Origin of the sequence: Chitinophaga ginsengisegetis (assembly GCF_900168065.1) — a bacterium.
In the GTDB taxonomy this organism is placed as follows: domain Bacteria; phylum Bacteroidota; class Bacteroidia; order Chitinophagales; family Chitinophagaceae; genus Chitinophaga; species Chitinophaga ginsengisegetis.
Genome location: NZ_FUZZ01000005.1, coordinates 718,073 through 743,804, shown reverse-complemented (window position 1 = coordinate 743,804; position 25,732 = coordinate 718,073). Strand labels below are relative to the sequence as shown.

The 25,732-nt window shown below is 44.6% G+C and carries 19 protein-coding genes and 2 pseudogenes; 7 read left to right on the top strand and 14 right to left on the bottom strand.

The annotated features are described in order from the left end of the window. Window positions 1-47: 47 nt before the first annotated feature. From B5Z18_RS29145 to B5Z18_RS29130, 4 genes and pseudogenes are all read right to left on the bottom strand, one after another. A complete protein-coding gene (locus B5Z18_RS29145; RefSeq protein ID WP_079473075.1) occupies window positions 48-473 on the bottom strand; it encodes a hypothetical protein in 426 nt (141 codons plus the stop codon). A 20-nt stretch (window positions 474-493) separates the two neighbouring features. Further along, entirely contained in the window at window positions 494-1,204 is a 711-nt protein-coding gene (locus tag B5Z18_RS29140) for a zinc metalloprotease (RefSeq protein ID WP_079473074.1), read from the bottom strand. Between the two features lie 39 nt (window positions 1,205-1,243). Then, a pseudogene (locus B5Z18_RS29135) lies at window positions 1,244-1,507 on the bottom strand (RHS repeat-associated core domain-containing protein); the annotation flags it as partial. 38 nt (window positions 1,508-1,545) lie between these two features. Continuing rightward, window positions 1,546-3,858: a hypothetical protein gene (locus tag B5Z18_RS29130; protein WP_079473072.1), complete on the bottom strand. Its 2,313-nt coding sequence runs from the start codon at window positions 3,856-3,858 to the stop codon at window positions 1,546-1,548. A 189-nt stretch (window positions 3,859-4,047) separates the two neighbouring features. Here B5Z18_RS29130 and B5Z18_RS29125 point away from each other — a divergent pair, with 189 nt between their 5' ends. Then, window positions 4,048-4,941, top strand: a complete 894-nt coding sequence (locus B5Z18_RS29125; protein ID WP_079473071.1) for an AraC family transcriptional regulator — start codon at window positions 4,048-4,050, stop codon at window positions 4,939-4,941. On the opposite strand, the gene B5Z18_RS29120 is transcribed toward B5Z18_RS29125, so the two are convergent. The 7 genes from B5Z18_RS29120 to B5Z18_RS29090 all read right to left on the bottom strand — a co-directional run bounded on the left by B5Z18_RS29120 (window position 4,942) and on the right by B5Z18_RS29090 (window position 16,382). After that, window positions 4,942-5,376 (bottom strand): L-rhamnose mutarotase, encoded by a 435-nt coding sequence (locus B5Z18_RS29120; protein WP_079473070.1) that lies wholly within the window; start codon window positions 5,374-5,376, stop codon window positions 4,942-4,944. 6 nt (window positions 5,377-5,382) lie between these two features. Next, window positions 5,383-6,942, bottom strand: coding sequence for an SLC5 family protein (locus tag B5Z18_RS29115; RefSeq protein WP_079473069.1), 1,560 nt, complete (start codon window positions 6,940-6,942; stop codon window positions 5,383-5,385). A 16-nt stretch (window positions 6,943-6,958) separates the two neighbouring features. Further along, window positions 6,959-8,131 (bottom strand): enolase C-terminal domain-like protein, encoded by a 1,173-nt coding sequence (locus B5Z18_RS29110; RefSeq protein ID WP_079473068.1) that lies wholly within the window; start codon window positions 8,129-8,131, stop codon window positions 6,959-6,961. An 11-nt stretch (window positions 8,132-8,142) separates the two neighbouring features. Further along, window positions 8,143-9,024, bottom strand: a complete 882-nt coding sequence (locus B5Z18_RS29105; protein ID WP_079473067.1) for an aldo/keto reductase — start codon at window positions 9,022-9,024, stop codon at window positions 8,143-8,145. A 40-nt stretch (window positions 9,025-9,064) separates the two neighbouring features. Next, the gene (locus B5Z18_RS29100) at window positions 9,065-11,275 is read right to left on the bottom strand and encodes a hypothetical protein (protein WP_235016062.1); all 2,211 of its coding nucleotides are present in this window, start codon (window positions 11,273-11,275) and stop codon (window positions 9,065-9,067) included. Window positions 11,276-11,479: 204 nt separating this feature from the next. After that, entirely contained in the window at window positions 11,480-13,222 is a 1,743-nt protein-coding gene (locus tag B5Z18_RS29095) for a RagB/SusD family nutrient uptake outer membrane protein (protein WP_079473065.1), read from the bottom strand. Between the two features lie 31 nt (window positions 13,223-13,253). Next, on the bottom strand, window positions 13,254-16,382 hold the full coding sequence (locus tag B5Z18_RS29090) for a SusC/RagA family TonB-linked outer membrane protein (RefSeq protein ID WP_079473064.1): 3,129 nt from the start codon (window positions 16,380-16,382) through the stop codon (window positions 13,254-13,256). Window positions 16,383-17,013: 631 nt separating this feature from the next. Between B5Z18_RS29090 and B5Z18_RS29085 the strand changes: the two genes are divergently transcribed. Continuing rightward, complete coding sequence (locus tag B5Z18_RS29085; RefSeq protein ID WP_143313734.1) at window positions 17,014-20,640, top strand: HYR-like domain-containing protein; 3,627 nt, start codon at window positions 17,014-17,016, stop codon at window positions 20,638-20,640. 210 nt (window positions 20,641-20,850) lie between these two features. Beyond that, window positions 20,851-22,389: a glycoside hydrolase family 43 protein gene (locus B5Z18_RS29080; protein ID WP_079473062.1), complete on the top strand. Its 1,539-nt coding sequence runs from the start codon at window positions 20,851-20,853 to the stop codon at window positions 22,387-22,389. 173 nt (window positions 22,390-22,562) lie between these two features. Here B5Z18_RS29080 and B5Z18_RS32640 read toward each other — a convergent pair whose 3' ends face one another. From B5Z18_RS32640 to B5Z18_RS29070, 3 genes are all read right to left on the bottom strand, one after another. Then, a complete protein-coding gene (locus tag B5Z18_RS32640) occupies window positions 22,563-22,712 on the bottom strand; it encodes a hypothetical protein (RefSeq protein ID WP_159454467.1) in 150 nt (49 codons plus the stop codon). Between the two features lie 40 nt (window positions 22,713-22,752). After that, a complete protein-coding gene (locus B5Z18_RS29075; protein WP_079473061.1) occupies window positions 22,753-23,112 on the bottom strand; it encodes a nuclear transport factor 2 family protein in 360 nt (119 codons plus the stop codon). A 519-nt stretch (window positions 23,113-23,631) separates the two neighbouring features. Continuing rightward, entirely contained in the window at window positions 23,632-24,321 is a 690-nt protein-coding gene (locus tag B5Z18_RS29070) for a hypothetical protein (protein ID WP_079473060.1), read from the bottom strand. A gap of 120 nt (window positions 24,322-24,441) precedes the next feature. On the opposite strand from B5Z18_RS29070, the gene B5Z18_RS29065 reads away from it, so the two are divergent. The 4 genes and pseudogenes from B5Z18_RS29065 to B5Z18_RS29055 all read left to right on the top strand — a co-directional run bounded on the left by B5Z18_RS29065 (window position 24,442) and on the right by B5Z18_RS29055 (window position 25,732). Continuing rightward, window positions 24,442-24,675, top strand: a complete 234-nt coding sequence (locus B5Z18_RS29065; protein WP_143313733.1) for an SLAC1 family transporter — start codon at window positions 24,442-24,444, stop codon at window positions 24,673-24,675. 21 nt (window positions 24,676-24,696) lie between these two features. Then, window positions 24,697-25,074 (top strand): annotated as a pseudogene (locus B5Z18_RS29060) (SLAC1 family transporter); the annotation flags it as partial. Next, window positions 25,071-25,193: a hypothetical protein gene (locus B5Z18_RS32970; protein WP_262488123.1), complete on the top strand. Its 123-nt coding sequence runs from the start codon at window positions 25,071-25,073 to the stop codon at window positions 25,191-25,193. The pseudogene B5Z18_RS29060 and the gene B5Z18_RS32970, both read left to right, overlap by 4 nt. 29 nt (window positions 25,194-25,222) lie before the next feature. After that, window positions 25,223-25,732, top strand: coding sequence for a MarR family winged helix-turn-helix transcriptional regulator (locus B5Z18_RS29055; protein ID WP_235016060.1), 510 nt, complete (start codon window positions 25,223-25,225; stop codon window positions 25,730-25,732).

The window sequence follows — 25,732 nt, the reverse complement described above, 5'->3', positions numbered from 1 at the left end:
AATAAATTTCTCCCAAACAACCGTCTGTTATATTTTAATAAAATGAACTACCTGCTATCTGGCTCATATATGCCAAATCCGCCTTTTACTTTATCTAATATTATATTCATTTCATGAGTATCGCTTAATGCAATTGAAAGACCATTTATGTCCTTTACATGAATATAAAAAGAGGTATCCTTTGAGGGAATATGTTGTGAGCTATCTTTAAAATTGTAAAAAATACGAATAAGTATCGAGTCTTTTGTGGCACAAATTTCTGCCACCCTGTTCCTCTTATCCCGGAGAGAAGTAACTATAATTTCATTCACTGACTTAGTTGCAATTAACTTATTGTCAGCATAGATACTCAATGTGTCTCCTGGCATCGCAATTGCTACACCAACAAAAAGTTTGGTTCCGGAACAATAAAAACTACATCCCGCGTACAAGAATAAAGGTGCTATCAAAAAAGATAAAATGGCTTTATTCATAGATGCTTATATTTAATATATTATTCGTGTGGATACAATAACTTTCTTCCGGACTTATAAAATGTAGGGATTGGAATTACAGTCCCGGGGAGTGTCATGAATTTTGTTCCCCGAGAATAAATACCACCGAAGTTAATTTGCTGATTCAACTTACCATCATAATAATTTGACTCTATTAAATGCAGCTGAGCTGAACTTACATTAACTGCGCTACCCTTAGTGTGCTTAAATTGCTGGGCACTAAACATCAACATAAAATTATATGTATTATCTTGATTACTCATGTCTAATCGTTGCTGTCCAGCATTCCATCCTCGCTTATCGTACTCTTCCGGATGAATTAATCCCAGCGTGTGACCTAATTCATGTGGTACCGTATTATTATCGCCACCGCTTGAAGCCATAATCTTCCCAATATTGTTAAAATTCACATAAACCCTCAATCCTCCCATTGGCGCACGGCCCGTAGCAATGTTACCATTACCATCCCAAACCGCATTATCTGCATTTACTAATTCAATGATATGATCAGTTTCCGAGATTTCATCAGGTGAACTTACTGTCTTTAAATTAACATTTATTCTGGAGGAAATTGTAGTTCCATCATCATCAATAGCCCGCGCATTAAAAACACGCTCAATTTGACTCTTAATTGTATTCTGAAAACCAATCACATCATATTTCCTTCCGGTTGAATTATAAATAACACCGGTAAAAAGAATATTGATCATCGTATTTCCATTCTTATCTTTGGTCACCGATATACTCCACTAACGGCCATCAGGATCTGTCATCATAGCAGGATTATTACCTACATAGGTATATGGACTACCAGCATAGTATTTTTCACTTAAGGCATCCAACGCATGCCATCTGCCAATCTGCGGATCATATCTTCTAGCTCCATAATCATACCAGCTCAATCCTGATCCATCGCCTAGCTCCTTGTCTTCCAGTCGCTTCCCATTATACTTTAAACGGTTCTCTACATAATTAGTTCCCTTTAATGCATTTGAACTGATACCAGCCATCGTTAAGCCAAACGGGTATGCTTAAGGTTCCAGCAGCAAACTCACCATCTAACCTCCCTCCCCGAAATACGCACCCTGGTTTTCCCGCCCGCCTTCACCGGTACTTTCGGCCAACGGAGAAAAGCAGTATACCCCAAAGGATGCTTAGCCTCCGCACTGGTTTCCGCCATAACGGCCACGCTGGCATCATACACCGTTGGATTGTATACCTCTATCACCAGTTCCTTATTATCTTTCTTAATGATTGTTGCCTCCACGTGGTCAAAAACATAGCATTTGGATTTGTCGCTGATCACATAAATACCTGGCAGTTCAAGTGCCATCAGCATGCCGTTGGTTTCTGTCCAGGAGTTACGGGTATGTATAAAATTTCCAATGCTCTCCTTCCCTTCTGCATCGCTTGGCTGAATACGCTCCATAGAGGAGCCTATGAGATAATTGCTGGTAATATGCCCTGGCATGTTAACGGCCTCTGTGTGCGCATGCTGGATGTCCCTGATCAAATCAGCATACAATGAATTTCCGGTAGCCCTGAACAACTTGAAAAGATAGTCGCCGGAAGAAGTACAGATACCAGGTGCTGCATGTTTGTTTTGTATGCTGGCCCAAACGGCTCCCGTCATATTGCATTGCAATTTCCCGATGGTGCTCGACGGAGGAAAAACCGGTGCATAAGACAGTGTCCAGGTACCGCAAAGAGCGGCCTGTACTTCGGCCATCGACAACCACCTGCGATCGCCTGTATAATCATATAATGCCATTAAAGACTCCAGGAATCCAAAAGCTGATTCTGAATTGGCATCCTGCGAAATATCCCCGCAATCGCCGCCGGTAAACCCCTGCCCGGCCACGTCGCGCCGGTAGTAATAATCCGCTGCGGCTGCTGCTGTTTTCAACCAGCCGGCCCTGTTAAAATAGTGCGCTGCCAGGGCCAGCCCCGCCGGGGCAATGGCGCCTGCAGTAGAGTTGAATACCGCAATCCTGCCCGTTTCCGGCGCTATATACTGGCCAAACTGACCATCCTTCTCCCAGGTTTTTACAAAAGCAGCAGCCAGTTTTATAGCTGCATCTTCCCAATCTTTGTTAATCATATCAGCATGCCCGCTTGCCCTGAACAACAACAAGTGCTTCATCAACCAAAACAAAGCGTCTCCGTTCTTTCTCACCATTGCCTGGATTTCCGGGAAATCGGGCGACATCTTCTCCCCGATAATTTCCCCGGTTGATTTTATGCCTCCATAAAAATAGCCGCTTTTACCCTGCAATCTGCGCACTACAAAATCAAGTTCCTCGCCTACACTTTTGCGTTCCTTTTCATCGTTCAGCGACAACATCGGGTAAGTGTTAATCATACCGCTTACCCATCCCAGCTGGAAGTCGTTGTTGTTTTCCGGTTTATAATAATTGCCAATCTGCTGTTGTGTAAAATTACTGCTGCATATGCCCGTGCCCAGCTCCAGCAACTTGCTCATAGGTACCAGGTTCCGGGGAATAGAAGGACCGGAAATATCTTTCCGTACTTTAAAAAATTTTGTGAGCAAAGCCGGGATATCCGTTGCCTTAAATACATACAGCCGGAAGCGTAGTGATACTTCATCGCCGGCCTTCCAATCCGGCGCCTTGTCCCCGCTCAGATGGAAGTCGCCGAAGCCCGCAGCCAGTTTACGGATGGCGGGTGCTGAAATGTCAAAAGATAACTGATCTTTATGGGCATTCTCCGTAATGGTAACCCCGTTGTTTCCCCATTTTGTTTGTTGTTCTGTTAACAGGATAAAGCCCGTTTGTGTTGCCGGAGAAAAAAAGCAAACCGCGGGAGTAGCCATATTCCCTGTTTGTAACGCTACCAGGGAAGCCTTATCCTGTTCTACCGACAAACGGGGGTTATTTGAAATCGTTAGCGGAACCTGCGGATTGTAATACATATCACGCGGATAACCGGGATTATAACCGTCTCCTATGGAGCGATAGCGGTTGCCGTTATAAAGCGATGCCGGCACCAGCACATAATTGGCAGCACTCCAGTTACTAAAATCAAACTTCACTGCCACGGTGGTGGAAGTTGCCTGTCCTGCTGCCAGCCTGAAAGTAGCCTCCACATCTATCGCATCGCTGTGCCCTTTCACCGGATTAGCTTTCATCACCAGCTTCCAGTTGCCTGGCAATTCGCCGGAGCGAAAAACATTTTCCGCCACCAGGTCGGTGCCCTTATATTGTCTTTGCAAAAAAGTAACGGATCCGCTTACCTGCTGCAGCATCCTGTTCAACTGCAGATCAGGGAGTTGGGAGAAAGATGTATTTGACGTGGCGACAGCTACCAGGAATAATAAGAAATACTTCGTTTTAATGCGATACATACCTGTTGTTTAATACGGCTGCACTAAATCCGGAAGGGATATTTGCCGCAGGGTATAAAGTTCTGATTCCCTTAAAAGGAACGCAACCCTTAATTTGACCATTATGGATACTATTTTTGCCGCATTAAACTTCCCGCGTATTTTATTATCTTTGAATCGCCTGTAACACACAACCAGACTTACAATCCGATGCAATACATATACGAGAATTTTACATTTCCGGCGGACCAGTCATTTACGGTAAGATCAGAGATTCTTGAAATAAAAAAATATACTGCCTTAAAATCGCATGTCAATTTTGAGATCGCGTTGCTGGAAAACTGTAGCGGTAAAAGATTTATCGGCGATCATATCGAGGATTTCGACGGACCGGAGCTGGTGTTGCTGGGCAGTTACCTGCCGCATTGCTGGCAGTATTACAAAGCCGCAGATCCGCTTATCCCGACCCAGGCGGTGGTCATTCATTTCTTTCCCGATTTCCTCGGAAAGGAACTGCTCGAAAAACCAGAGGCCAAACAATTGAATGTGCTTTTCGCCAAAGCGGCAAAAGGGGTGCTGTTTACCGGCAACACACTCCAGGACGCCAAAATGATTATGCACCAGATGCTTTATGTGTCGGGCTTAAGCAGGGTGGCGCTGATGATCCGGCTGCTGGATGTCCTCGCACAATCTGAATCATCAAGCGTATTATCATCTCCCTATTACAATACCGTTGAAAACTCCGGAGAAGCAAAAAAACTCAACAAAGTATTTGATTACATCTTTCAGCATTTCAGAGACGATATCCTGCTACAGGACGTAGCAGATCTTATTCCCATGTCGTCCGCAGCCTTCTGCCGCTTTTTCAAACGCAATACCAACCGTACATTGATCGATTTTGTAAAAGAAGTACGCATCGGGCATTCCGCCAAACTTTTACTGGAAGGACATCACAACGTAGCAGAAGCCTGTTATAACAGTGGCTATAATAATATCTCGAACTTTAATAAACACTTCAAAGAAATTAAAGGATTATCTCCCAGGGATTTCATCAGGCAATACGAAGACAAAGAGAAAAAGGGCGTGAGCACGCAAAGCCTGTAATCACTCTTTTATAAAGCGGTAAAAAGGTGTTGCCTCCACCCATTTTTCCTGCTGCCCCGCGCCGGGAACACCGGTTTGATAGCCATCCATTAAACGGTTCCACTCCGCGCAACGCTTATCATAAGATTCAGCCGTTTTTCCCATTTGCCCCAGATCCGCTCCGGCTGGTACGGTGATGGCCATTACCAACAGGTATTCATACCGGTAAAGCGTTATTTTCCGGTAACCCGCTTTCTTAAAACCGGCTTCCACTTCCGGCCATATATGCTGATGATAATCGAGATATTCTTTCAGCTTCTGCGGATCATGTACAATGTTCACCACAAAAACATGCTCCTGTAGCTTTTCTTCTTTTTGGGACGCATTACATGCAGTCAATATAATAACAACAGCCGGCAGTAATATCCTGCACATAGCGGACAATATTTTATTCATGATTCGTTAATTTAATACTATATAGATCGCTGCCATTATCAAAGCCAGCGCGCCCCAGCCTGCCCATAACCACTTATCCATGCCCGATCCGGCCTTGTCCGGAAAAGTAAATGATACCCGGTCTTTTTCGGGCACTTTAAAAACCAGGGTTATCAGCACCATTAAAATTACCAGGGAAATAAAAATATAGATAGAAAGAAATAAAAAGTGTGGCCAGAATCCTTTATACGGATAGTTCAATACATAACAAACCCCCATCACCAGGCAAAGAAAGCCGCCGCCAAACAACACTGTTTCTGCCGCTATCCGGTGCGTGCGTTTCCAGAATATGCCGCCTAAAAATACCACCGATAATGGCGGCGCCAGGATAGACACAAGCCCCTGCGTTAATTCAAACAGGCTTTTATCTGAGTAAGAAAACAATACGGCGATACCTCCTCCCAGGAAAGCGCCTACAGCAGTCATCCATCTCCCAACCTTTGTTTTATCCTTTGTTTCCAAAGATACAAACTGCGTCACTACATCCAATGTAAAAACAGTGCTGAAAGAGTTCAGACCCGAAGATACGGTATCGATCAGCGAGGCGACAAGCGCCGCTATGCAGAGCCCGCGAAGCCCGTCGGGCATCAGGTTTTTGACGAGCGTAATGTAAGATTTATCCGGCGTGGTACTATCTCTGTATAAAAGAAAACAGATAATACCAGGCAACACAAAAATAAAAGGCGTGATCACTTTGAGCGCTGCCAGGAAAAGAATACCCCGTTGTCCTTCTTTGACAGTTTTTGCAGCCAACACCTTTTGTACAATCGTTTGATCTGCGCACCAGTAATAAACAGCTACCACGGGATAACCCGCCACAATAGCGAGCCATGAGTATTCAGGGTCAGACCTGGCGTGAAACAGCTTCCAATAGTCGGGAGGAATTCCTTTAGCCGCATCTGCCACATGACCAATTTTTCCTATAGCCAGTACCGTTAGTATCAGGGAAGAAGTAATAATGATCAGCGACTGGAAAACGCCGGTTCTCACCACTGCCTTTAAACCGCCGATAGCAGTATAACTGGTGGAAATGAGGGTTATCAGCACTACCGCTTCTATTAACGAACATTGGAATATCTCTGAAATAACCAGTCCGCCTGCATACAATGCACTGCCAAGCCACACAAATAATATAGACATCAGGCTGTAAACAACCAGGAAATTATAAGACCTGCGGCCATAACGCAAAAGCAGAAACTGCGGAATAGTGCTGATCCCTGCTGAAAGATAACGTGGAATAAAAAATGCAGACAACAACATCAGGAATATCCAGGCCAGCCACTCGAAATTACCTCCTACCACACCCTGCGAAAAACCCAGGCTGGATAAGCCTATCAACATCATTGGACCCACATTGGCACTGAACATGGAAAAGCCTATCTGCCACCATTTCAAAGAACGCCTGCCCAGAAAAATATCTCCTCCCGATTGTACCCCGGAAGATTTAAGATAGAAACCAAAAGTGAATAGCGCAATTACATATACAACGAGGACCAGATAATCAATACCAGCTAAAGTTATCTTCACGGAAAAAGCTTAAGAATCACAAAGATACAACCGGCTTGTATTCCCTGACATTCTTTTTATTCCATACCCGTGTTTTGACTAGTTGACCGGTATCTTCACAATGATTCCAATTTATCCTGACAGGAAAACCGGGCAATTCCGGCAGCGTAAATTTCCCGTTGCCCCATGCCGGTTTTACATTGAAATAGGTTTCCAGTCCCGACATAATTGAATACAGGTACTCCACCTCACATTGTTCAGATGCGGTCGTCATCAGGGAAGCCGTGAACAATGAATATCCGCCGGATGAAAAATCTACCTGGTGTTTCGCTGCCAGGTCCCTTACAGCCATCCATTCTTTCACACCGGCCAAATGCCCTGGCACCGGCTGCAAATGGGCTACGCCTATGTTTACCAGCGTAGGAAACACCCTCGCAGTACGTTCCGATTCTCCGAAAGCAATTTTCAATGGTGTTTGTTTGCACAGCGCTTCGATCTGATCAAAAGATGCCGAATGAGTAGGTTCTTCCAGCCAGGCCAGGTTTTCACCTGCTGTCTTATCAATAAACCGGAGCGCCTGTTTACAGCTCCAGATCTGGTTGGCATCTACGGCAAGCCTGATATTTTTTCCCAGGAGACTACGTACAAACTTTACACGCTTTATATCTTCTGTCATGTTCATCCCAAAATCCTTTCCCACCTTCATCTTATAACAATCCACACCCGCTGCGGTAAAATAAGCGATCTCTTTTTCCAGTTCTTCATAAGTATAGTTTGTACCACCTCCGCTGCCATAAACTTTTACCTCGTTCCGGTCAGCGCCCATATATTTATGCAACGGAACGCCGAGCCGGCGGGTAGCCAGGTCGTGCAATGCCATATCTACCTGTCCCAACAGCGCAGATGCAGGGCCTCTGAAGCCCTCGTTGCGGATAGACCAGTACAACCTGGAATATAACTGACTATAGGAAAGGTTTTGGGAATACAGCAAATGCGGCAACAGGCATGCTTCCAGGATATTGGTATAACTACTGTACACCGGTGCTTCACCAATATTGTTATTTTCATCTTCAATGGTGATCATGGACAGCCCAAAAGCAGGGAATGGTCCCATAGTGGCGTCCTGAAACGGCGTAACCACCTGCACCGGCGCTAATTCCCTTATTTGTATACTCCGAATATTAAAGATCTCGTTGTCGATATTACACATCTTAACTTCTTTTACCCGTTACTGCAATTCAGGATTTCTGCCTGGATGATTTCCGGTAGTTTACCCTGATTAAAATTTTCAATGCTGGCCGTCAGCTCCGATATATTGGATGGCCCCAGTACAATATTAAAATCATAGGGTAAAGACAGTAGGAACCGGTGCGCCATAGCCGGTAAAGTGAGCCGGTGTTTTACCGCTATCTGCTCCAGGCGTACGGCTATCTCCAATGCATCCGCGGGCAGCCATTCCGGGCGCATCTGTTTAAACGATCCGATGCTTCTTCCCAGCAGCCCCATATTTAAAGGACTCGCCGCGTAATATTGTATGTTACGGGACAGGCAGTAAGGCAACGAATCCTGCAGGGCCGTTACATTTGAGGCATTAAGACGGTTAAACTCCATCACCACATCAAAAACGCCGGCATCCAGGTATACTTTCAACCAGGAAGGCCAGTTCCCTCCCACGCCCAGGCGTTTCGTCAATCCTTGCTCCCTGAACTTTATTAACCTGCAAATGATCCGCTCTGCTTCCGTTTCCGGGATGGCATGAGGATCGTGTAAAAAAAGGATATCGAGAGAAGGAATACCAATGGTGCGGAGACTGTTCTCCAGGCTTTCTGCCATCGCCCTGTCGGTAAAATCGTAATAAGCTTCATCGGCAGCGTAAGATTTCAGTCGCCCTGCTTTGGAGCTGATAACGGGCACGCCTCCACGCCATTGCTGTAATGCCTGTCCCAGGTAGCTTTCAGCATCTCCGTAAGCCGGCGCAGTATCTATGGCAGCTATACCCGATTCCAGTGCGGATAAAATTGTCAATACAGATTGATGCGGATCAACCTTCCCCCAAACACCGCCTAACCCGGCGGTACCAAGTACCAAACGTTCGTTGACCATAAACAAATGTGTAGTAGTACCAAACAAAAGTAAAATATTATCAACCTGCTTTGCTGCGTGTCAGTGTTTGCGGGCTCCCCAAAGCTCCGTCTGATGCTACTTTATAAAGCTTCCAGCTGTCATCATTCAGTTGCTCCAGGTGATACCTGTTCTTTTCTTCCTGCATTTCTTTTTTCAACGCATCTCCAAATGCGCCGGCATTTTTTGCGTTTTCCCAGGTCCGGAAAGCTTTGAAGATAGCCTGCTTGTCGGTTCTTTTTTCCACGGCATCCTGGCTCAACCCCAGCATGTAGGTAGCATCCCAGGCAATGGATTTGCACTGGAGATTCTCTATCACCTGTACGGTCCAGTCGCGCTGCAGATTTTGTATCCCAAAAGTAGATGGAAAATAGCTTCCGTTGAAAGAATAACGTATGTCTTTCCCTTCAATACCCCACTTATTATTTACCGGATCAAACATATGGTTACCGCCTCCCACATTACATACGCTCATATAGTGCCAGTTTCCTTCAAAAACGCAGGAGCCCATTACTCTCAGGTAAGGTACCCCCATTTTTTCAAGATGGCCAAACATGCCTTTCAGAAAGCGTTTGAAAGAGTATTGTCCATGTCCCTGGTAGGTAAAGCTTTCGAAGCCGTCAAAGTCGATATAGTTCATACCACCGTCGTGCAGCAGTTTGGCGTAATATTCAGCATAATCATCCTGCAGCGTAATATCGGGGATAAAGCCACCATAACAATTTACCTGGAGTTTCGCCAGTTGATCACCGGCATTATGTGCGGCAGCATTGGTTTTGAGGGCGCCACGCTCCACACCTGTAAGTGTATAGGGTTTTGTGGTGGTTACCCCTTTATACCTGATCAGCTCTTTCCCGATCTTTAATACATTCACCTTATTGTCGTCCCACCCGCCAAATTCGTTCAGATAGCTGGTGTCTGCCACCTGTATCAAAGTATCATTTGCACCAATAGCTTTAGTGATACGGGTTTTTAACACGGTACATAAACCATCATTGGGTACCGGGTGTACGTCGCTGCTGAATGGCTGAATAAATTCGGTTAACGTATGCAGGCCATAGGCAATTCCTTCTTTATTGGTTAAGGCTGTTAAGTCACTGATGGGGCGTTTCTGCTGATTGAGCGTCACTTTTTTATCTCCCCACCGGTTGGCCGGATTGGTATAATATTCTCCCAAACCTTCATCCTGAACAGCTTTCAGACCTAACTGGCCGGCGTATGATACCAGGCTGTCGTGCGGCCCTGACCAGGCTATATCCGTTTGATAATTAGATGGATCCTTTACCCATTTCCCATTCCGGGTAATATAGGGCAAGCCTTCATTTTTCACAACCTGTTCAATTGTCCGCAGGCCCAGCGAATCGGGGCAGGCATAAAAGGCGATGGCAGAGCCGATGTAGTCCACATCAACCGGCGTCAGCTCCATATGACGGGGCGATTTAACACCGGGAAAATCATTAAAATGCGGATAAAAAATAGTGTATGGTTTCTTCCTGTCGCGCGAATGCAATACGATAGAAGAACCGTAGTCCGGCTCCAGGCTGGCGCCGTTGCCATTCATGTACCGGTAATATTCCTCCGGATGCGAATAAAAGGCCACATCATTTATACCATCTCCACCGATACGGAAGCGTTGACCTTCTTTGAGATGAGCCGGCAGCGGGTACTTCACCGGATCGGGCGAATGGATAATATAGCATGCCTGGTACATATCGCCATTACAGGGCGGGCCGCTGGTAGTATTGTCGTTAAGTGCCAGTATGCCAATGGCAAAATTATCACTTCTTACTACCGATAATATTTCGCCGATGGTTTTAGAGATATTGGTTTTGTATGGTCCCCATATAACGTTGTCAACACCATTCCGCGGAAACAGCGACAGCAATTCAAAGCGCAGATAATCGTTTTTCTGCTCCACCGTTAACGTAGCAACCGAGCCGTTGGGGTAAGTCAGCTTTAACTGTTTGCCCTGTAGCTTCGCTTTTGCCGGGTATATATTTTTCCCTTCCTTTTCCAGCGTCAGCAATGGAGAGCTTAGTCCTTTGGGATTATATTCCGTATTTGTTTGTTTATCCCTGATACTGGTAATAAACCCTTTTCCATTGATACCAACAGCTGAATACTTTGTTGTAAACGCCATGTGCTGAGCACCTGCATGCATGCTAAAAGTCAACAGTGTACCAATTATTATCCCGGCGGTTAAACACTTCCCGTTACGCTTATTTTTTCTCATTGTGTTGCTATTGATTGAGCCTTGAAGACTGCGCTGAAACAAGCGCGTTAGGTTGTACGATAGTAAAGCAAAATTACTATAAATCAATACATATAAACATCCGCTAATTTTGCAGTGGCCGATGGTTTTTTTGCCCGGGGAAAATGGGGAGGCCTGTAAAGCCTCCCTTTCCCTGGTTACCGGTCAAATCATTTACCTGAAAATTTATTGCAGGGGGTCAAAGTCGCCGCCCCAGTTATTATTTTGCTTTAACAAGGGGTTTCTGTCCAAAACTGCTTTAGGAATGCCATAAATGTAGTACTGATCTTTAATTGCTATATCAACGGCATCTGTTGGAATAACGGTAGTGGTAAACCTGTTCCATACAGTATTGATATCTGACATCGGACTTACATCCGGCTGACCAGCCTTCAGCAATACAGCTATTCCATGACGTTGGGTAAGCCCTCTCAGGTAACCAAACATTTTCCAGCGGCGCAGATCACTCATACGTTTTCCTTCAAAACAAAATTCAACAAAACGTTCTTTCTGATACGCCTTGCGTATATCGGGCTGCAACACCGCCGTAATACCATAGTTACCGGCAACACCTGGCTGAACACCTGCACGGGCCCTGATTTGTTTTAATACATCCAACGCTGCTGCCGTGTTACCTGTTTCATTGGCGCACTCTCCGTAATTCATCAATACTTCAGCATAGCGGATTTCAACCCAGTCAACACCCGCATTGTAAACGCCTCCTTTATCAATGGTTTTATCGATTGCTTTTATGCGGTAAAAACTTGAGTTAGACCATAAAGGATCCAGTGTGATGGAATTATGCACGCCTTCCAGTCCGGTGCTACCGTTATAATTTGTTATCGAGGTAAAATAGGTCCACAGGTAAGTTTTGCTATCACGCATCCCTTTCAGGTATTGATTGGGTGAACCGTTATAATAGATATTAGCATAGAACCGGTCGTCCCTGTTAAAAAACAGCGTATCGTAGCTTCTTGATTGCGATTCCCAGCTGGAGCCATCTTTCATAGGGAAAGTATTCACCAGTTCCAGTGAGGGCCGGTCATAGCCTACGTCATCTTTAGACCAGTCCAAAGGAATTAAACCTCCCTGGAAATAAACCGCCTGTGGATAGTTATACCGGCGAACCATTACTACTTCTTTATTCAGCTCATCATCCCAGATTTTGCTGTAAGGGCTGTACAATCCTTTACCACGCGCATCCAGGAACTCTTTGGCGGCCTTAGTGGCATCGTAGGCTTTTTGCCAGGTGGCAATGCCTCCCAAACCATTAAACAACGGGCTGGCATAAAACAATAACACCCTTCCTTTAAAAGCCATCGCCACGCCTTTATCCACCCTGCCCATATCATCGTCCGTAAAAGCGTCGGGCAATAATTTGGTGGCATCATCTATATCTTTTAAGATCTGCGTTACACATTCTGATGTTTTATTGCGGGGCTTCTGCAGCGTTGTTAAATCTGTAGTAGGCTGCTGTGCTTCCAGGATAAGCGGCACACCGCCATAATTACTCACAAGATTATGATAAGCCCAGGCTCTCCAGAACAATGCCTGTCCCTTAATTTTATCTTTGTCCGCCTGGCTGAAGGTCGCTTTGTCGATATTCCCTAACAGGATATTAATGGTTCGTATATTGTTATACGTGCCAAAGTTGTTTTGTGAGTCGAACGTGGCTGTACCCCTGAACCATTCATTGGTTTGTTTCTGATAGGGCACGCCTTCGTCTGTATTGTTGCCGCCCCCGGATGTATTGCCCGGCATCAGCGATGAATAGATCTGGTTTAAATAGGCAGTGGCGATATTTACATCCGACCATACCTGGTCCGGGCCTACGGCGGAAAGGTTCGTTTTATCAAGTACTTTATTGCAGCTCATCAGCAAAAAAGGAACGAAAAAGATGAGTGTTGCTATATTTAACTTATTCTTCATTTTCTTGTTTTTTTAATTTAAACACGCTTTTCTACAACCTTATGTCAATTCCTGCGGTAAAAGTTCTCATGGTTGGATAACTCATGAATTGAGACACTTCAGGATCATACAACTTAAATTTGGTGATATTAAACAGGTTTGATCCTGCCAGGAAAATCCTGGTATCTTTAATCGCCAGTTTATTTAATACGATATCAGGCAGTTTATAATTGATGTTCAGGTATTTCATCCGTAAAAAACCGCCGTTGTATACGTTGAAGGTAGAAGTCCATGTATAGCCTGCTGAGTGCGGATCTCCCCACGGGTATATTTTGGGAGTAGAACCATTAGGGTTTTCTGTACTCCAGGAATCAGCATGGTATTGGGGAACTTTTCCGCCGCCGCCAAAATTCCGGCCCCAGGCATCGTTGTAGCTTATTTTATATCCCGTGAGCCCTGAAAATAATGCATCTACCGTAAATCCTTTATACGATAAGGAGATGTTTAATCCGTATGCCATAGGGGCATTATCTGCTCCAAAATATTTGCCCAGCACGGTTTGGTCGTAACTGTCTACTTTATTATCGGGCTTACCGTCAGGGCCACTCAAATCCGCCAGCAGCATATCTCCCAGCGCAGGTGCTACTCCATTGATAGTATAACCGGCCGGCAACTTATTTAAATCTTCCTGTGTGCGTATTACGCCCAGCGCCTGGTAGCCATATCCATATGCCAGCGTTTTCCCGATTGGGTTTGCATAGTCCTGGGTATTGGCGGCAACATCTTTCCTGATAGCTTTATTGGTAGCATAGGTGAATACACCTTTTACATTGTAGCTGAAGTTTTTGCCGATAGTATTGTTATAGCCAAGCTCTATTTCAATACCATTGGAACTAACTTTCCCGTAGTTTTCAGGTGGTAAGGATGCTCCAAACTCGTTGGGAATAGCCAGGATGCGGCTACCTAATATATCATAGGACTGACGTTTCCAGTAGTCGAAGCTGAGACGTACATTTTTAAAGACCGTTGCATCCACACCAACACCAGCGGAATTTGACTTCTCCCAGGTTAAATTGCTGTTTGGCAATCCGCCATATGCAAGGCGTGATGCCGGGGTGCCGGAAGCGCCAAGAAAATAAGTACCTCCCTGGATAATATACTGCTCCATCCATCTCCATCTGCTGTTAGGATCGTCTTTATCCAGGATATCATTACCGGTGGTAGCATAGGATGCTCTTAACTTTAAGAAATCAACAGCATGACCAATTGCCGACGACTGGAAAAAACCTTCCCTTGAAATCACCCAACCTCCGGACACTGACGGGAACCAACCCCAACGCTTATCCGGTGCGAAGTTGGTAGAACCGTCTCTCCTGACAGATGCACTAAATAGATATTTGGCATCATAGTCATAGTTGATCCTTCCGATATAAGACAACCTTCCGATCTGGCCTTCGTTACCATTTGTTGACCAGTCAGCGTTATTGGCGCTGGTATATAAAAACTGGTCGGTGGCAACGAGCGGGAAATTATACCGGTACATGCTGAAAAAATTCGTGTATCCCTCATACTGCTCATAAACAGCCAGGGCGCCAACCGTATGTTTTCCAAATGTACGGTCGTAGTTGATCTGTGCGTTTAACTGGTAAGTATTGGATTTGTTGTATTCATTACCTAAATACTGGGTGCCGGGATCCCCGCTTAAAACACTACCTACCAACGTATCAGTATAGATCAAACCATTGGGGCCTGTTTTCTTAAAATTATACAGCTGTTGTTTTTTGGCAAAGGTTTTTATATAGCTATTGTCGAAGTTTTTGCTGTAAGTACCTTTTATACTCAATCCTTCCACCGCAGGTATTTTGTACTCGGCAGTAACCAACGCATCTATCTGTTGGTTGTTGTTACGCCAGTATCCGCCGTTTTTCATCATCTCTATTGGATTTCCCAACCAGCCGGGGTTGTTCGGTTTGCCATCTATATACGGGCTGGCAAATACATCCCAGTACAGTAACTTACCCCAAAGATTATTCAGGTCATCGGAACCATAATCATAGGTAAAGTTGAAACGGCTGCGGGTACCATAACTTGTTCCGAGGTTTAAGCCGAGTGTAAGATTTTTCACCAGGTTGGCCTGCACATTTCCACGCAGGTTATATTTCTTATAAGATACCTGTGGCAGGAATCCATCTTCTTTAATATAAGAACCTCCTATATAAGCTCTTATCTTTTCATTACCTCCTGAAACGCTTAATGCGTAACGTTGGCTGGAAGGATTGGTGTAAGCGGCTTTGTAATAATTGTCGCCGCCAGGATTATTTTTAAGCACCCAGTTAATTTCTTCATCGCTTAATCCTCCGTTCACTGCTTTGCTTAAATTCAATCCATCTTTAACAGGCATATATTCCGGCAGTTTACCTACACGTTGCGTATTGTAGGTGGCGTTAAAATTGATAACTGCCGTACCACTCTTACCTGTTTTTGTTGTTACCAGGATGGCACCGTTAGAAGAGCGGGAACCATAAATAGCTGCGGAGGAAGCATCTTTTAAAATGGTGATATCCGCCACTTCATTGGGATCCAGTGCATCGAAACTGGTTTTATCCCGTACGATACCATCAATTACATACAGCGGTTCCACAGCACTGTTACTGAAGGAAGAAGTAGACCGTACTTTAACCTTAGAGCCAATACCGGGTGTACCCGTAGGTGAACTGATAAAAGTGCCCGACATGCGTCCTGCCAGTACATTTGATAAATTGGTAGCAGGAATAAGCTGTATGTCCTTTGCATTAATAGAGGAAACAGCAGAAGTCATTTTGGTACGTTTCTGTGTACCATACCCTACTACCACTACATCTGTCAGTTCTGTGGCAACGGGGTGTAAGGTAATGTTCAACTGTGAAGTACCGGAAACAGCAAACGCGGTACGAAAGCCGGTCATCGTAATTCTCAGACGGCTGCCGGGAGGCATGTTTAATTCAAAGCGGCCCTCCGGACCGGATACCGTTCCGTTTTTCAGATTCCCTTCCTGGCTGACAGTTGCGCCAGGCAATGGCGCTCCCGTAGAATCGGTGACAATACCTTTAACGCTAATCTTGCTTTGGGAATAAATACGCGTAGATTGCAGCAATATGCACAATAACGCAATCGCCCATAATAACGACTTAGTTTGGTTCATAAAAAAAATTGTACAGGTGGCAAATTTGTGGAATAGTAATTCATTGTTCGGTTGATGACATCTCTGGTCTACCTAAAGATCTTACAATCCTGCCCCGTGTACAACGCTTAATTTGACCATTACAAATGCTATTTTTGCAGGGACGATATTCACGCAGACAGTACCCCGCCAGTGTAACAAACAAGAATAATCATTTATCTTTCAGGATCTTATAATTATACCAGGGGTTAAAAAAGGTGGGGTTACAGAAATTGATACCACTATGGTGTTGCCCCTTATACCTAAAAAGACATAGGAAGTACGTAAAATATTTTTTTATTCTTTAAAAATAATTAACCTTTGTATCAGCAATTAAATATATCAACCAACTGGCTTTGCAAATAGTGTTTTGTTCAGAGAATAATTCAGACAAGTCTTCAAATTTTCTTCTTTCAGTTTTATTTTAGCGGTATCCCTGATCTTCCTCTTTTAACTATATTCCTGGATCTCCCAACAATCAATGTATCAGGCAGATAATATGCGTGTGCAGCAATAGCATACCTGTTCCCGCTGTTTAACCTACCCCCTGTAACTACGTGTACCTCACTACACGCAATCAACTTCTTTTTGTCCAACGCTAAAATTTGTGTTTATGAAAGTAGTAGATTTACCCTCAAACTTCCAATGTACACGATCCTTTTATTTCAAATCACCCACGCTTCTTCTTACCCTCATTCTCCTTATCATGGCGGGATTTCGCGGCATGGCGCAATCAGCCAACTTAGACCAGGGTGCCAATGGTAAAGCCACGGCGCCCACTTCTCCGGTTGACTGGATTAATGGTAACCTGAACAGCAACCAGGCACATTTTCTGGAGGGATATTCTGTTCCATACAGGGCCATACTAACGAACCTTGTTGTGAATAAGACATATACCCTCGTGGTTGGATTAGATATCATGAACGGAGGTAAACATGCACTGGATTATATTACGCAATTTCAGCGGCTGGAACCACATGGCGTATTCCTCCATACAACGGAAACGGTGAATCCAATATTAAACATTACCGGTTTCCCGGTAAGCTATTTTACATCTACAGATGTTGAACCCATTCCGGCTCCGTCCAGCGCCGGATCGCCTGTTTCCGGGCAGCCCGCCACCAGCTTCAATGCGTTACCTGCCGCTGAGCGGGTAATGACCAGCTACAACGCAGACCTGACCAGTGTGGTGTATGCGTCCGAGGGTAGTCTTACTGCCTCCCAGTCAGAAACAGTAATCAACATCACCTTTAAGGCGTTAAAAGAAACAGTGGTACTCGCCTGGGGCGGACATATAGCCAGTATTATCGATTGGGGAAAAGATCCCGTTACCGGAGAAACCAACTCGGCTTCTTCTATCAACGGATCTCCCTATCATATGCGGCTAAAAAACTGGATCATCGATGGTAATGTAGTCAGCATTGGTAACCAGGACAGATCCCTGAAAACAGATGCTGTTTTTATTCCTCCCAAATGCACGGTTAGCGGCCCTGCTACAGGTTGTATAGAAACGTCTTCATTAAGCTACACCTCAACCGTAGATGATGCTACAGGGCTTACCTATCTGTGGAGTATCATTGGTAGTAATACGGCCAATGCAAAGATTGTAAATAATACCCTTGCCAATATACAGGTAGTGCCGGTTGGTGCTGCATTTACAGCAGGCACGTTCAACCTTCAACTGATTGTTACCCGCGACGGACTTTCGGATACCTGCTACCTTGGTTCTCATATTAACCCGGGGCAGACGATCACCATCACAAAAGTAATGGCCAACGCAGGAGCCGACCAGTCTATCACCCATCTTGATACTGCTTACCTCAGCGCATCCGCCAGTGGAGGTACTGCACCTTATACATTCAGCTGGAGCCCTGTTACAGGACTTTCAGATCCAAATATTTATAATCCTGAATTCATCCCAACAGGCACGGGAACATTCCAGTTTGTTGTAACAGCTACTGACAACAACGGCTGCCTCGGAAAAGATACGGTAGTGATTACGGTGATCCAACACCCTGTATCGCCCTGTGTAATTGACGGCCCTGATCCCGTTTGTCCGGGTTCAATCAATGTTTACAAAGGTCCGTTGCCCTCCGAGGTGGGCTCCTATAGCTGGAGTATTACCGGCGATGGCAGCATCACAGGCGCCGTCAATAAAGATACCGTAACCGTACTGGCAGGAAGCACCTGTGGCTCCTATAAGCTGCAACTCATTACCACTACGCCTGATGGTAAGGTAACAAATACCTGTGAGCGGATCTTGTATGTAAAAGATACGATTGCACCGGTTCTTTCCGGCACCGCCCCCGATGCCTCCATCACCTGCTCAAAAGACCTTCCGGCGGCACCCGCAATCACGGCTTCCGATAATTGCCTCGCCGACGTGAAAGTACAGATGAGCCAGGAAACAACCGACAGCACGTGTGTAAACAAATTTACAGTAGTACGCAAATGGTGGGCTGCAGATGCCTGTGGTAATACCTCCGACACCATTAAGCAAACCATTACTGTAAATGATAACGTTAAACCGGTAATCAGTGCAGATTTTTATAAAGAGGTAAACCTGGAATGCTTAAAAGACATCCCTGCATTGCCTTCACCGACTGCTACAGATAACTGCGACATTGCGCTTACACCGGTATATAGTGAAACCGGCAGTGGTACCGCCTGCGACTCTACGATTATCCGCACCTGGATATTTGCAGATGTTTGCGGCAACAGCGATTCCGTTAAACAAACCATCCATATTAAAGACAACACAGCACCGGTTCTTTCCGGCACCGTTACCGACCTTCAGTTAAGTTGCGCCAAAGATATACCTGGTCCGCAATCAATAACAGCCAGTGATAACTGCAGCCATGCAACGGTATACTCCTCTGCTGTAATAACAGACAGCACCTGTGTAAACAAATTTACACTGGTACGTAAATGGTGGGCAGCAGACGCCTGTGGTAATACATCAGATACCCTTAAACAAACCATTGTAGTAAATGACAACATTGCTCCTGTGGTGATATCCAAAGGGAATGATAAACTGGTAAATTGCGGCGCTGCCATCACTTTTGACACGCCAACATTTACTGACAACTGTGGCAATACATTCAGTGTAACTACCAGCGACAGAAGAGAAGGAACCAGTTGTCCGTTCAAATATATCAGACGCTGGACTGCCACCGACACCTGTGGTAACTCCACCTATGTAGAGCAGGGTGTTACCGTAAGCTGCTGCGTGAGCTATTGCACTTATACCCAGGGATTCTATGGCAATAAAGGCGGCCTGGGATGCACTCCGGGAGGAAGATCATTTACCGCGCAACAAATGATGGCAAATGTAACAGATGCACAGCCAGGCGACTCTGCCATCTTCGGACTGAAATCGACCGGTAAGTTCTTCACGCTTTTCCTGGGCGATATTACCAACAGCAGCATATTCAATATGCTGCCCGGCGGCGGTACCCCTGTTGCATTGAAAGGATATGCTACCTACAGCAAAACAGCTACCTGGCCAAATGTTCCGATATCCACCGCAAAGACAACATTGGGTAAAATCAACAATGTTCTCCTGGCACAAACAATGGCCCTGTTCTTCAATATGGGCGTTACACCTACATTGCCAGGACTCACTATTGACGGCGACACCCTGTTCACCGCCCAACTCACCACCTGTGGCAGCAGCACCCCTGTATCCAAAATTGATACATTCAGGTTGCCTTCCAGCGTAGTAAACTACCTGTCGTCTACCGGGCAGTCTACTGTTCAGGGATTATTTACGCTTGCCAACAAATACCTGGGAGGTCAAACTGTCAGCGGAGTGAGTATTTCCGATGTAAATGCGGCAATAAATGCCATCAACAATGGATTTGATAAATGCGCTGTATTGATAGGATGGGGTAAATCTGTGGCACCTGTCAGCAATGTTACCAATATATCATACAGCAATGCTGACCAGGCAATCCTTAGCAAGGAACCGGCTCCGCAGAAGTTAACAGTTACCGTATTCCCGAATCCGTATTCAGAGGTGATCACGTTCCGCTATGTAGCACCTGAAACAGGTAAAGCGCAACTGATCCTTTATGATATACAGGGACACCAGGTAGATGTTATCTACAGAGGAGTAGTTAGTAAGGGTAGCACACAGCAGATAGAATATCATGTAGCAGATAATTCCAGAATATTACTCATCTATAAATTAATAGTAGGGCAATCTTCCGCCAGCGGAAAAATTGTACCTGTAAAATAATTTTGCTTGTTGTTGTTTGATCTGTTGAGAACAAGAGGGCCCGGATTAATATCCGGGTCTTCTTTATTTTCAGCCAAAATGATGATAGCCCCGGATTGTCTGAATCGCATCCTGTAATATTGTTGTGAAATCTATTATCTTGCCGGTATCCGCCTACAGCTGTCAGCAGAAAGACGACATATTATTTGAAAAAACGAAATACAGTGATCAATGAAAAGAACGTTAGCATTATTTACGCTCCTGTTGAGCGTCACCACTATTTTCTCACAAACTACCAAAAGCTGGACACCCGATTTGGGCAACGGATATTTTAAAAATCCCCTCATGTGGGGCGACTGGCCAGATCCGGACATTATCCGGGTAGACGATAAATTCTATTTTATTTCCACCAGCATGCATTATGTACCGGGCTGTCCTATTGCTGTTTCCCGCGACCTGGTAAATTGGGAGATGGCAGGTTATGCAGTTTCAAGGTATGAGGAAGATCCCCGTTATGATATGAAAGGGGGAGATATGTATCTGAGCGGTTCCTGGGCCGCCACCATCCGCTATCACGACAGCACCTTTTATGTGGGATTCTGCACACCCCGGATGGAATCAAAAGAAGGACATTTTTCCATTTGTACCGCCAAAAATATAAATGGCCCGTGGACAAGAACAATATTCAATGAGTACCTATATGATCCGGGACTCTTTTTTGATGATAACGGCAAAGTATATGTTGCGCATGGACAGCAAACGCTTTATATCACCGAATTAAACAGCGATGCGAAGTCTGTAAAAGTTCCCCGGAAGAAGATTTACGACAATCCCGGCTTTCCTTATCTTGAAGGATCACATCTTTACAAAATCAGTAATAAATACTATATACTCGGCTCTACCGGCGGCACACGGGGCCGCGAGGTTTGTTTGCGTTCAGATAGTATCTATGGTCCTTATGAATCGAAAGTAGTGATGCAGGATGATCATACCTATCCCGGCAATGGCTTGCATCAGGGCGGTATGGTACAGTTGAAAGATGGCTCGTGGTGGTTTATTATTATGCAGGACCGCGGCCCTATAGGCCGTGTGCCTAATCTCGAACCTGTTACCTGGATTGATGGCTGGCCCATACTGGGTAAAAACGGGATAGGCGTGGATACGTTCCCTAAACCTGTGACTGGAGTAACCTCCCCAATAACCGTTCCTGCCAGCTCTGATGAATTCAACTCCCCGGAACTCGCATTGCAATGGCAATGGAACCATAATCCCGATAACAGCAAATGGTCGTTGCGTGAACGGCCGGGGTATCTCCGTTTAAAGGCAGGTAATGCTTCCACACTATTTCATGCCATCAATACTTTGAGTCAGCGGGTAGAAGGTCCGTTTTCAGAAGGCACTGCAGAAATAGATATCAGTGGAATGAAAGATAATGATATAGCAGGTTTGGGCATATTCCAGGTTCCGTATGCGTATGTGGCAGTCCGGCAAACCGGTGGCAGAAAGGAAATTATAATGGCTAAAAATGACAGCGTTGTAGCAGTTGTTAATTTAAAGCGTAATAAAATCTGGTTTAAAACCAGTGTAAGGGAGAAGGACTTTACTGCAACTTTTTCCTATAGTACAAACGGCAAAGATTTTCTTCCTATTGGAAACGAGTTGAAAATGGGTCTGGGGCTGGACTGGACAGCCAACCGGTTTACATTATTTAATTTCAATACCGGCGCCTCTGCAGGTGGCCATGTAGATATTAATTGGTTCCGGCGGTAACTTAGGATAGTATAAAAAGAGAAGACCTGCATAATGCAGGTCTTCTCTTTTTGGTATCTGTATTTTACTTAGATCGTTTTTCTTCCAATTCTCTTAGCCGGTCACTGAGCGCTGATAGCAATCGCTCCTGATTCAATATCAGTTGCTGTTGCTTCTCCAGTTTCTTATTCTGATCAATCAGGTACAATGTTAGTTTCCTCAATTTCCCTCATTTGCTTTTGTTGCATCTCCCCTGCATCTAAACCATTCTTAATAATTTCAGCTTTGGTTGGTATATCAGGCAGATGTTTATTACCGGCAATATGCATTTCCAGTTCTGACAATGACGGCAAAACTTAACCTGGCTGGTTAACCTCTGATCTGTTACATGAAGAACTGTTCTGAAATAATTTTACCATCTTTCACGTGATATACGCAAAGCTCATTCATCTTTGTACGATCCCTGCCAATCAGTTTTATATCCATTGTGAGTGTGAAAGCAATAACATTTCCCGCGATCAGTGGCGGCGAAACAACAGTACCATACCTGGCTTCCACCATAGCGCTGAACTTCTTATCTTTCTCTATTAAAGCCTCCAACCCCCTGGTTTCTTTTTCAAAGCCCGGGATAGCATATGGCTCTATGCTGACTGCATCATCCGCATACAGTTCCTTTTGTGCCACATCAAATTTTTCTTCCCGGCAAAGCCCGGCCAAACGTGCCGCAATTTGTTCTACTGTCATGAAATAAGGTTTTTGTTGATGAAAATAAAAATACATCTTGTTTATGCATAACTAAAATATTTCTATGGCTATGCCTGTTAAGTTTCTCCATCTGATCATACAGGATTGCACTTCGATATACGACACGAAATTACTCCCTGGCGGAACTACGGAAAAACAAATCCGCCGCTTTTGCCGCTTTTTGCCGGATTATGTCGATAAAATATCCCCAAAAGAGTGATATTTTACATCGACGACATTCAAAATATCTTTAGAAAGAGACAAGATTTTTCCAGGACCCAACCAATAATTTGGAATCCTAAGTGTATGGGGAGTGTATGGGAAGTGTATTGTGAGTGTATGGTGAGTGTATGGGGAGTGTATGGAGAGTGTATGGAGAGTGTATAGGGACTGTATGGAGACTGTATAGGGAATACGACACATACACGAGTCCTAAGTAACTGAGAAGTAACTGAGAAGTATCCAATATCTATTATAGCACCTTTTGAAGGTCCAACAAGATCCGGCGATGCCCTCATTTTATTTATTACTGAGCCCGACTACGTATTTTTTCAACTCATCACCAGTTTCAGCTTCGGCCAATATCAGGTATTCATCAAGCAGTGCCGGGTCTTTTACATATTCGTCAATGGCCTGCAGGCATCCAATTTTATGATATTGCTCCTCAACTGTTTCCCACGATTGCTTCAATAACACCCTTATAGCCGGATAACCCAGTTTTGCCAGCGCCAGCAAGGATATCCGGCGGGTATATTCATCATTGCTATGGTAAAGGTCTAAAAGTATGTGCTCTATTTCGGGTGCCAGGGTATCGAATTTCTTTTCGAAACAGGCTGCAAACTGATACTTTGCATCATTATACTCAGCTTGGGATAGTTTGGACACCGCCCTGGCAAGAATCATAAAATCACCGGCCGACAGATCACCGATGTTTGACAGTGCCGGCGCATGGGATAACCACGCAATCATTCTCCCGATATCCCAATGCCGGGCAATAAGATAAAGCAGATGAGCAAGGTCTTCATCATCCAGCTGATTGATTTGTTTGGCAGCAAGCAGGGTTGAAAAATATTCTTCTATCCGTTTCCACTCCGGGTAACTGGCATCATCAATTTGCAGATCATGGATCTCTTGCGGAGAATAGTTTTCCAACAGCCATTTTTTGAATGAGCTTACAAAATTTTTAAGTATGGTTTTATGATCTGTCATGTTAACAATTGAGAAACAGGGAAAAATTTAGTTCTTTCTCTCCTTATATTCAAAAAATAAAATAGTCAGGTGAAAAGATTATTCTGCGCAGTAAATCTTAAATTACATAAAACCCTGATCATGCTTAAAGCCGGACTCGCACATCCTGGTCAACCGGTTAACACCACTTCACTGGAAAATTTCTTCCCTGGTTATTTTGCGCTGATAATGGCTACTGGTATTGTTTCCATAGGAATGTTCCTCTGGTCTTATACCCGGATGGCCGGCATTTTCCTCGGTTTAAATGTATTTTTTTACCTCCTGTTATGGATCATCCTTATTCTCCGGATTATAAAATTCCCGGTAGTGGTTTAGAACGATCTTCATCATTCGGCCAGGGGCGTTACCTTCCTCACGCTGGTGGCGGGTAACAATGTGCTGGGCAGCCAGGTGGCGCTTATCACCGGCCGCATGGATATTGCGCTGATATTATGGATAGTGGGGTTTGTACGCTGGATACTGTTGTTGTATACTTTCTTCCTTGTAAATATTATGAAGGAGCCCAAACCTTCCCTGGAGCAGAGTATCAATGGCGCCTGGCTGTTGATTGTTGTATCTACAGAGTCGGTGGCTGTTTTGGGCGCCATCATTGCCAACAGCAGCGCGCTTCATTGGCTCATTGCATTTATTTCACTATGTACCTATATGATAGGTGGTATGTTTTACTTTGTGCTTATCGGGCTAATTCTTTATCGTTGGCTGTTTTCAGTATGAAAGCAGAAACCCTTACACCACCCTACTGGATCAATATGGGTGCGGTGGCCATCATTACACTGGCCGGCTCCCGACTTGTTATGTATGCGCATACACACCAAACACTCAGTGAGTTCTAAAAAAAACGCAAAAACATTTGGAATATTACTTGCAAACCATTTATCTTTGCACCAAAGATACTTGGCACATGAGTAAAAAACAACCAGACGACCTGCCTAACAAGTTCGGAGCTACAAGCCGGCTGTATTCCGACGCTTCCATTTTTATGCACGAAGCTATTGCGCGAAAGGCGGGACTTTCAGCCACTGACCACAAGTATTTGGGGTTCCTTGTTCAACATGGCTCAATGACAGCAGGTGAACTGGCAAAATATACGGGCCTGACCACAGGCACAGTTACAGGGCTGATAGACAGATTTGAAAAGAAAAAATTTGTATCCAGGGAGTTTGACAAAACAGATAGGCGTAAAGTTATTATCGTTCCCAATATACCGGTAATTATGAAAGAACTGGGTGGCATATTTAACGAAATAGAAACCAAAATGACCGCCCTTTTTAACTCCTTCAATAAAAAAGAACTGGCACTGATTGAAAATTATATGCAGTCAGCCATTAAAATCATGCAGGAAATAACTCACAAATTAAACAACCCTATATAA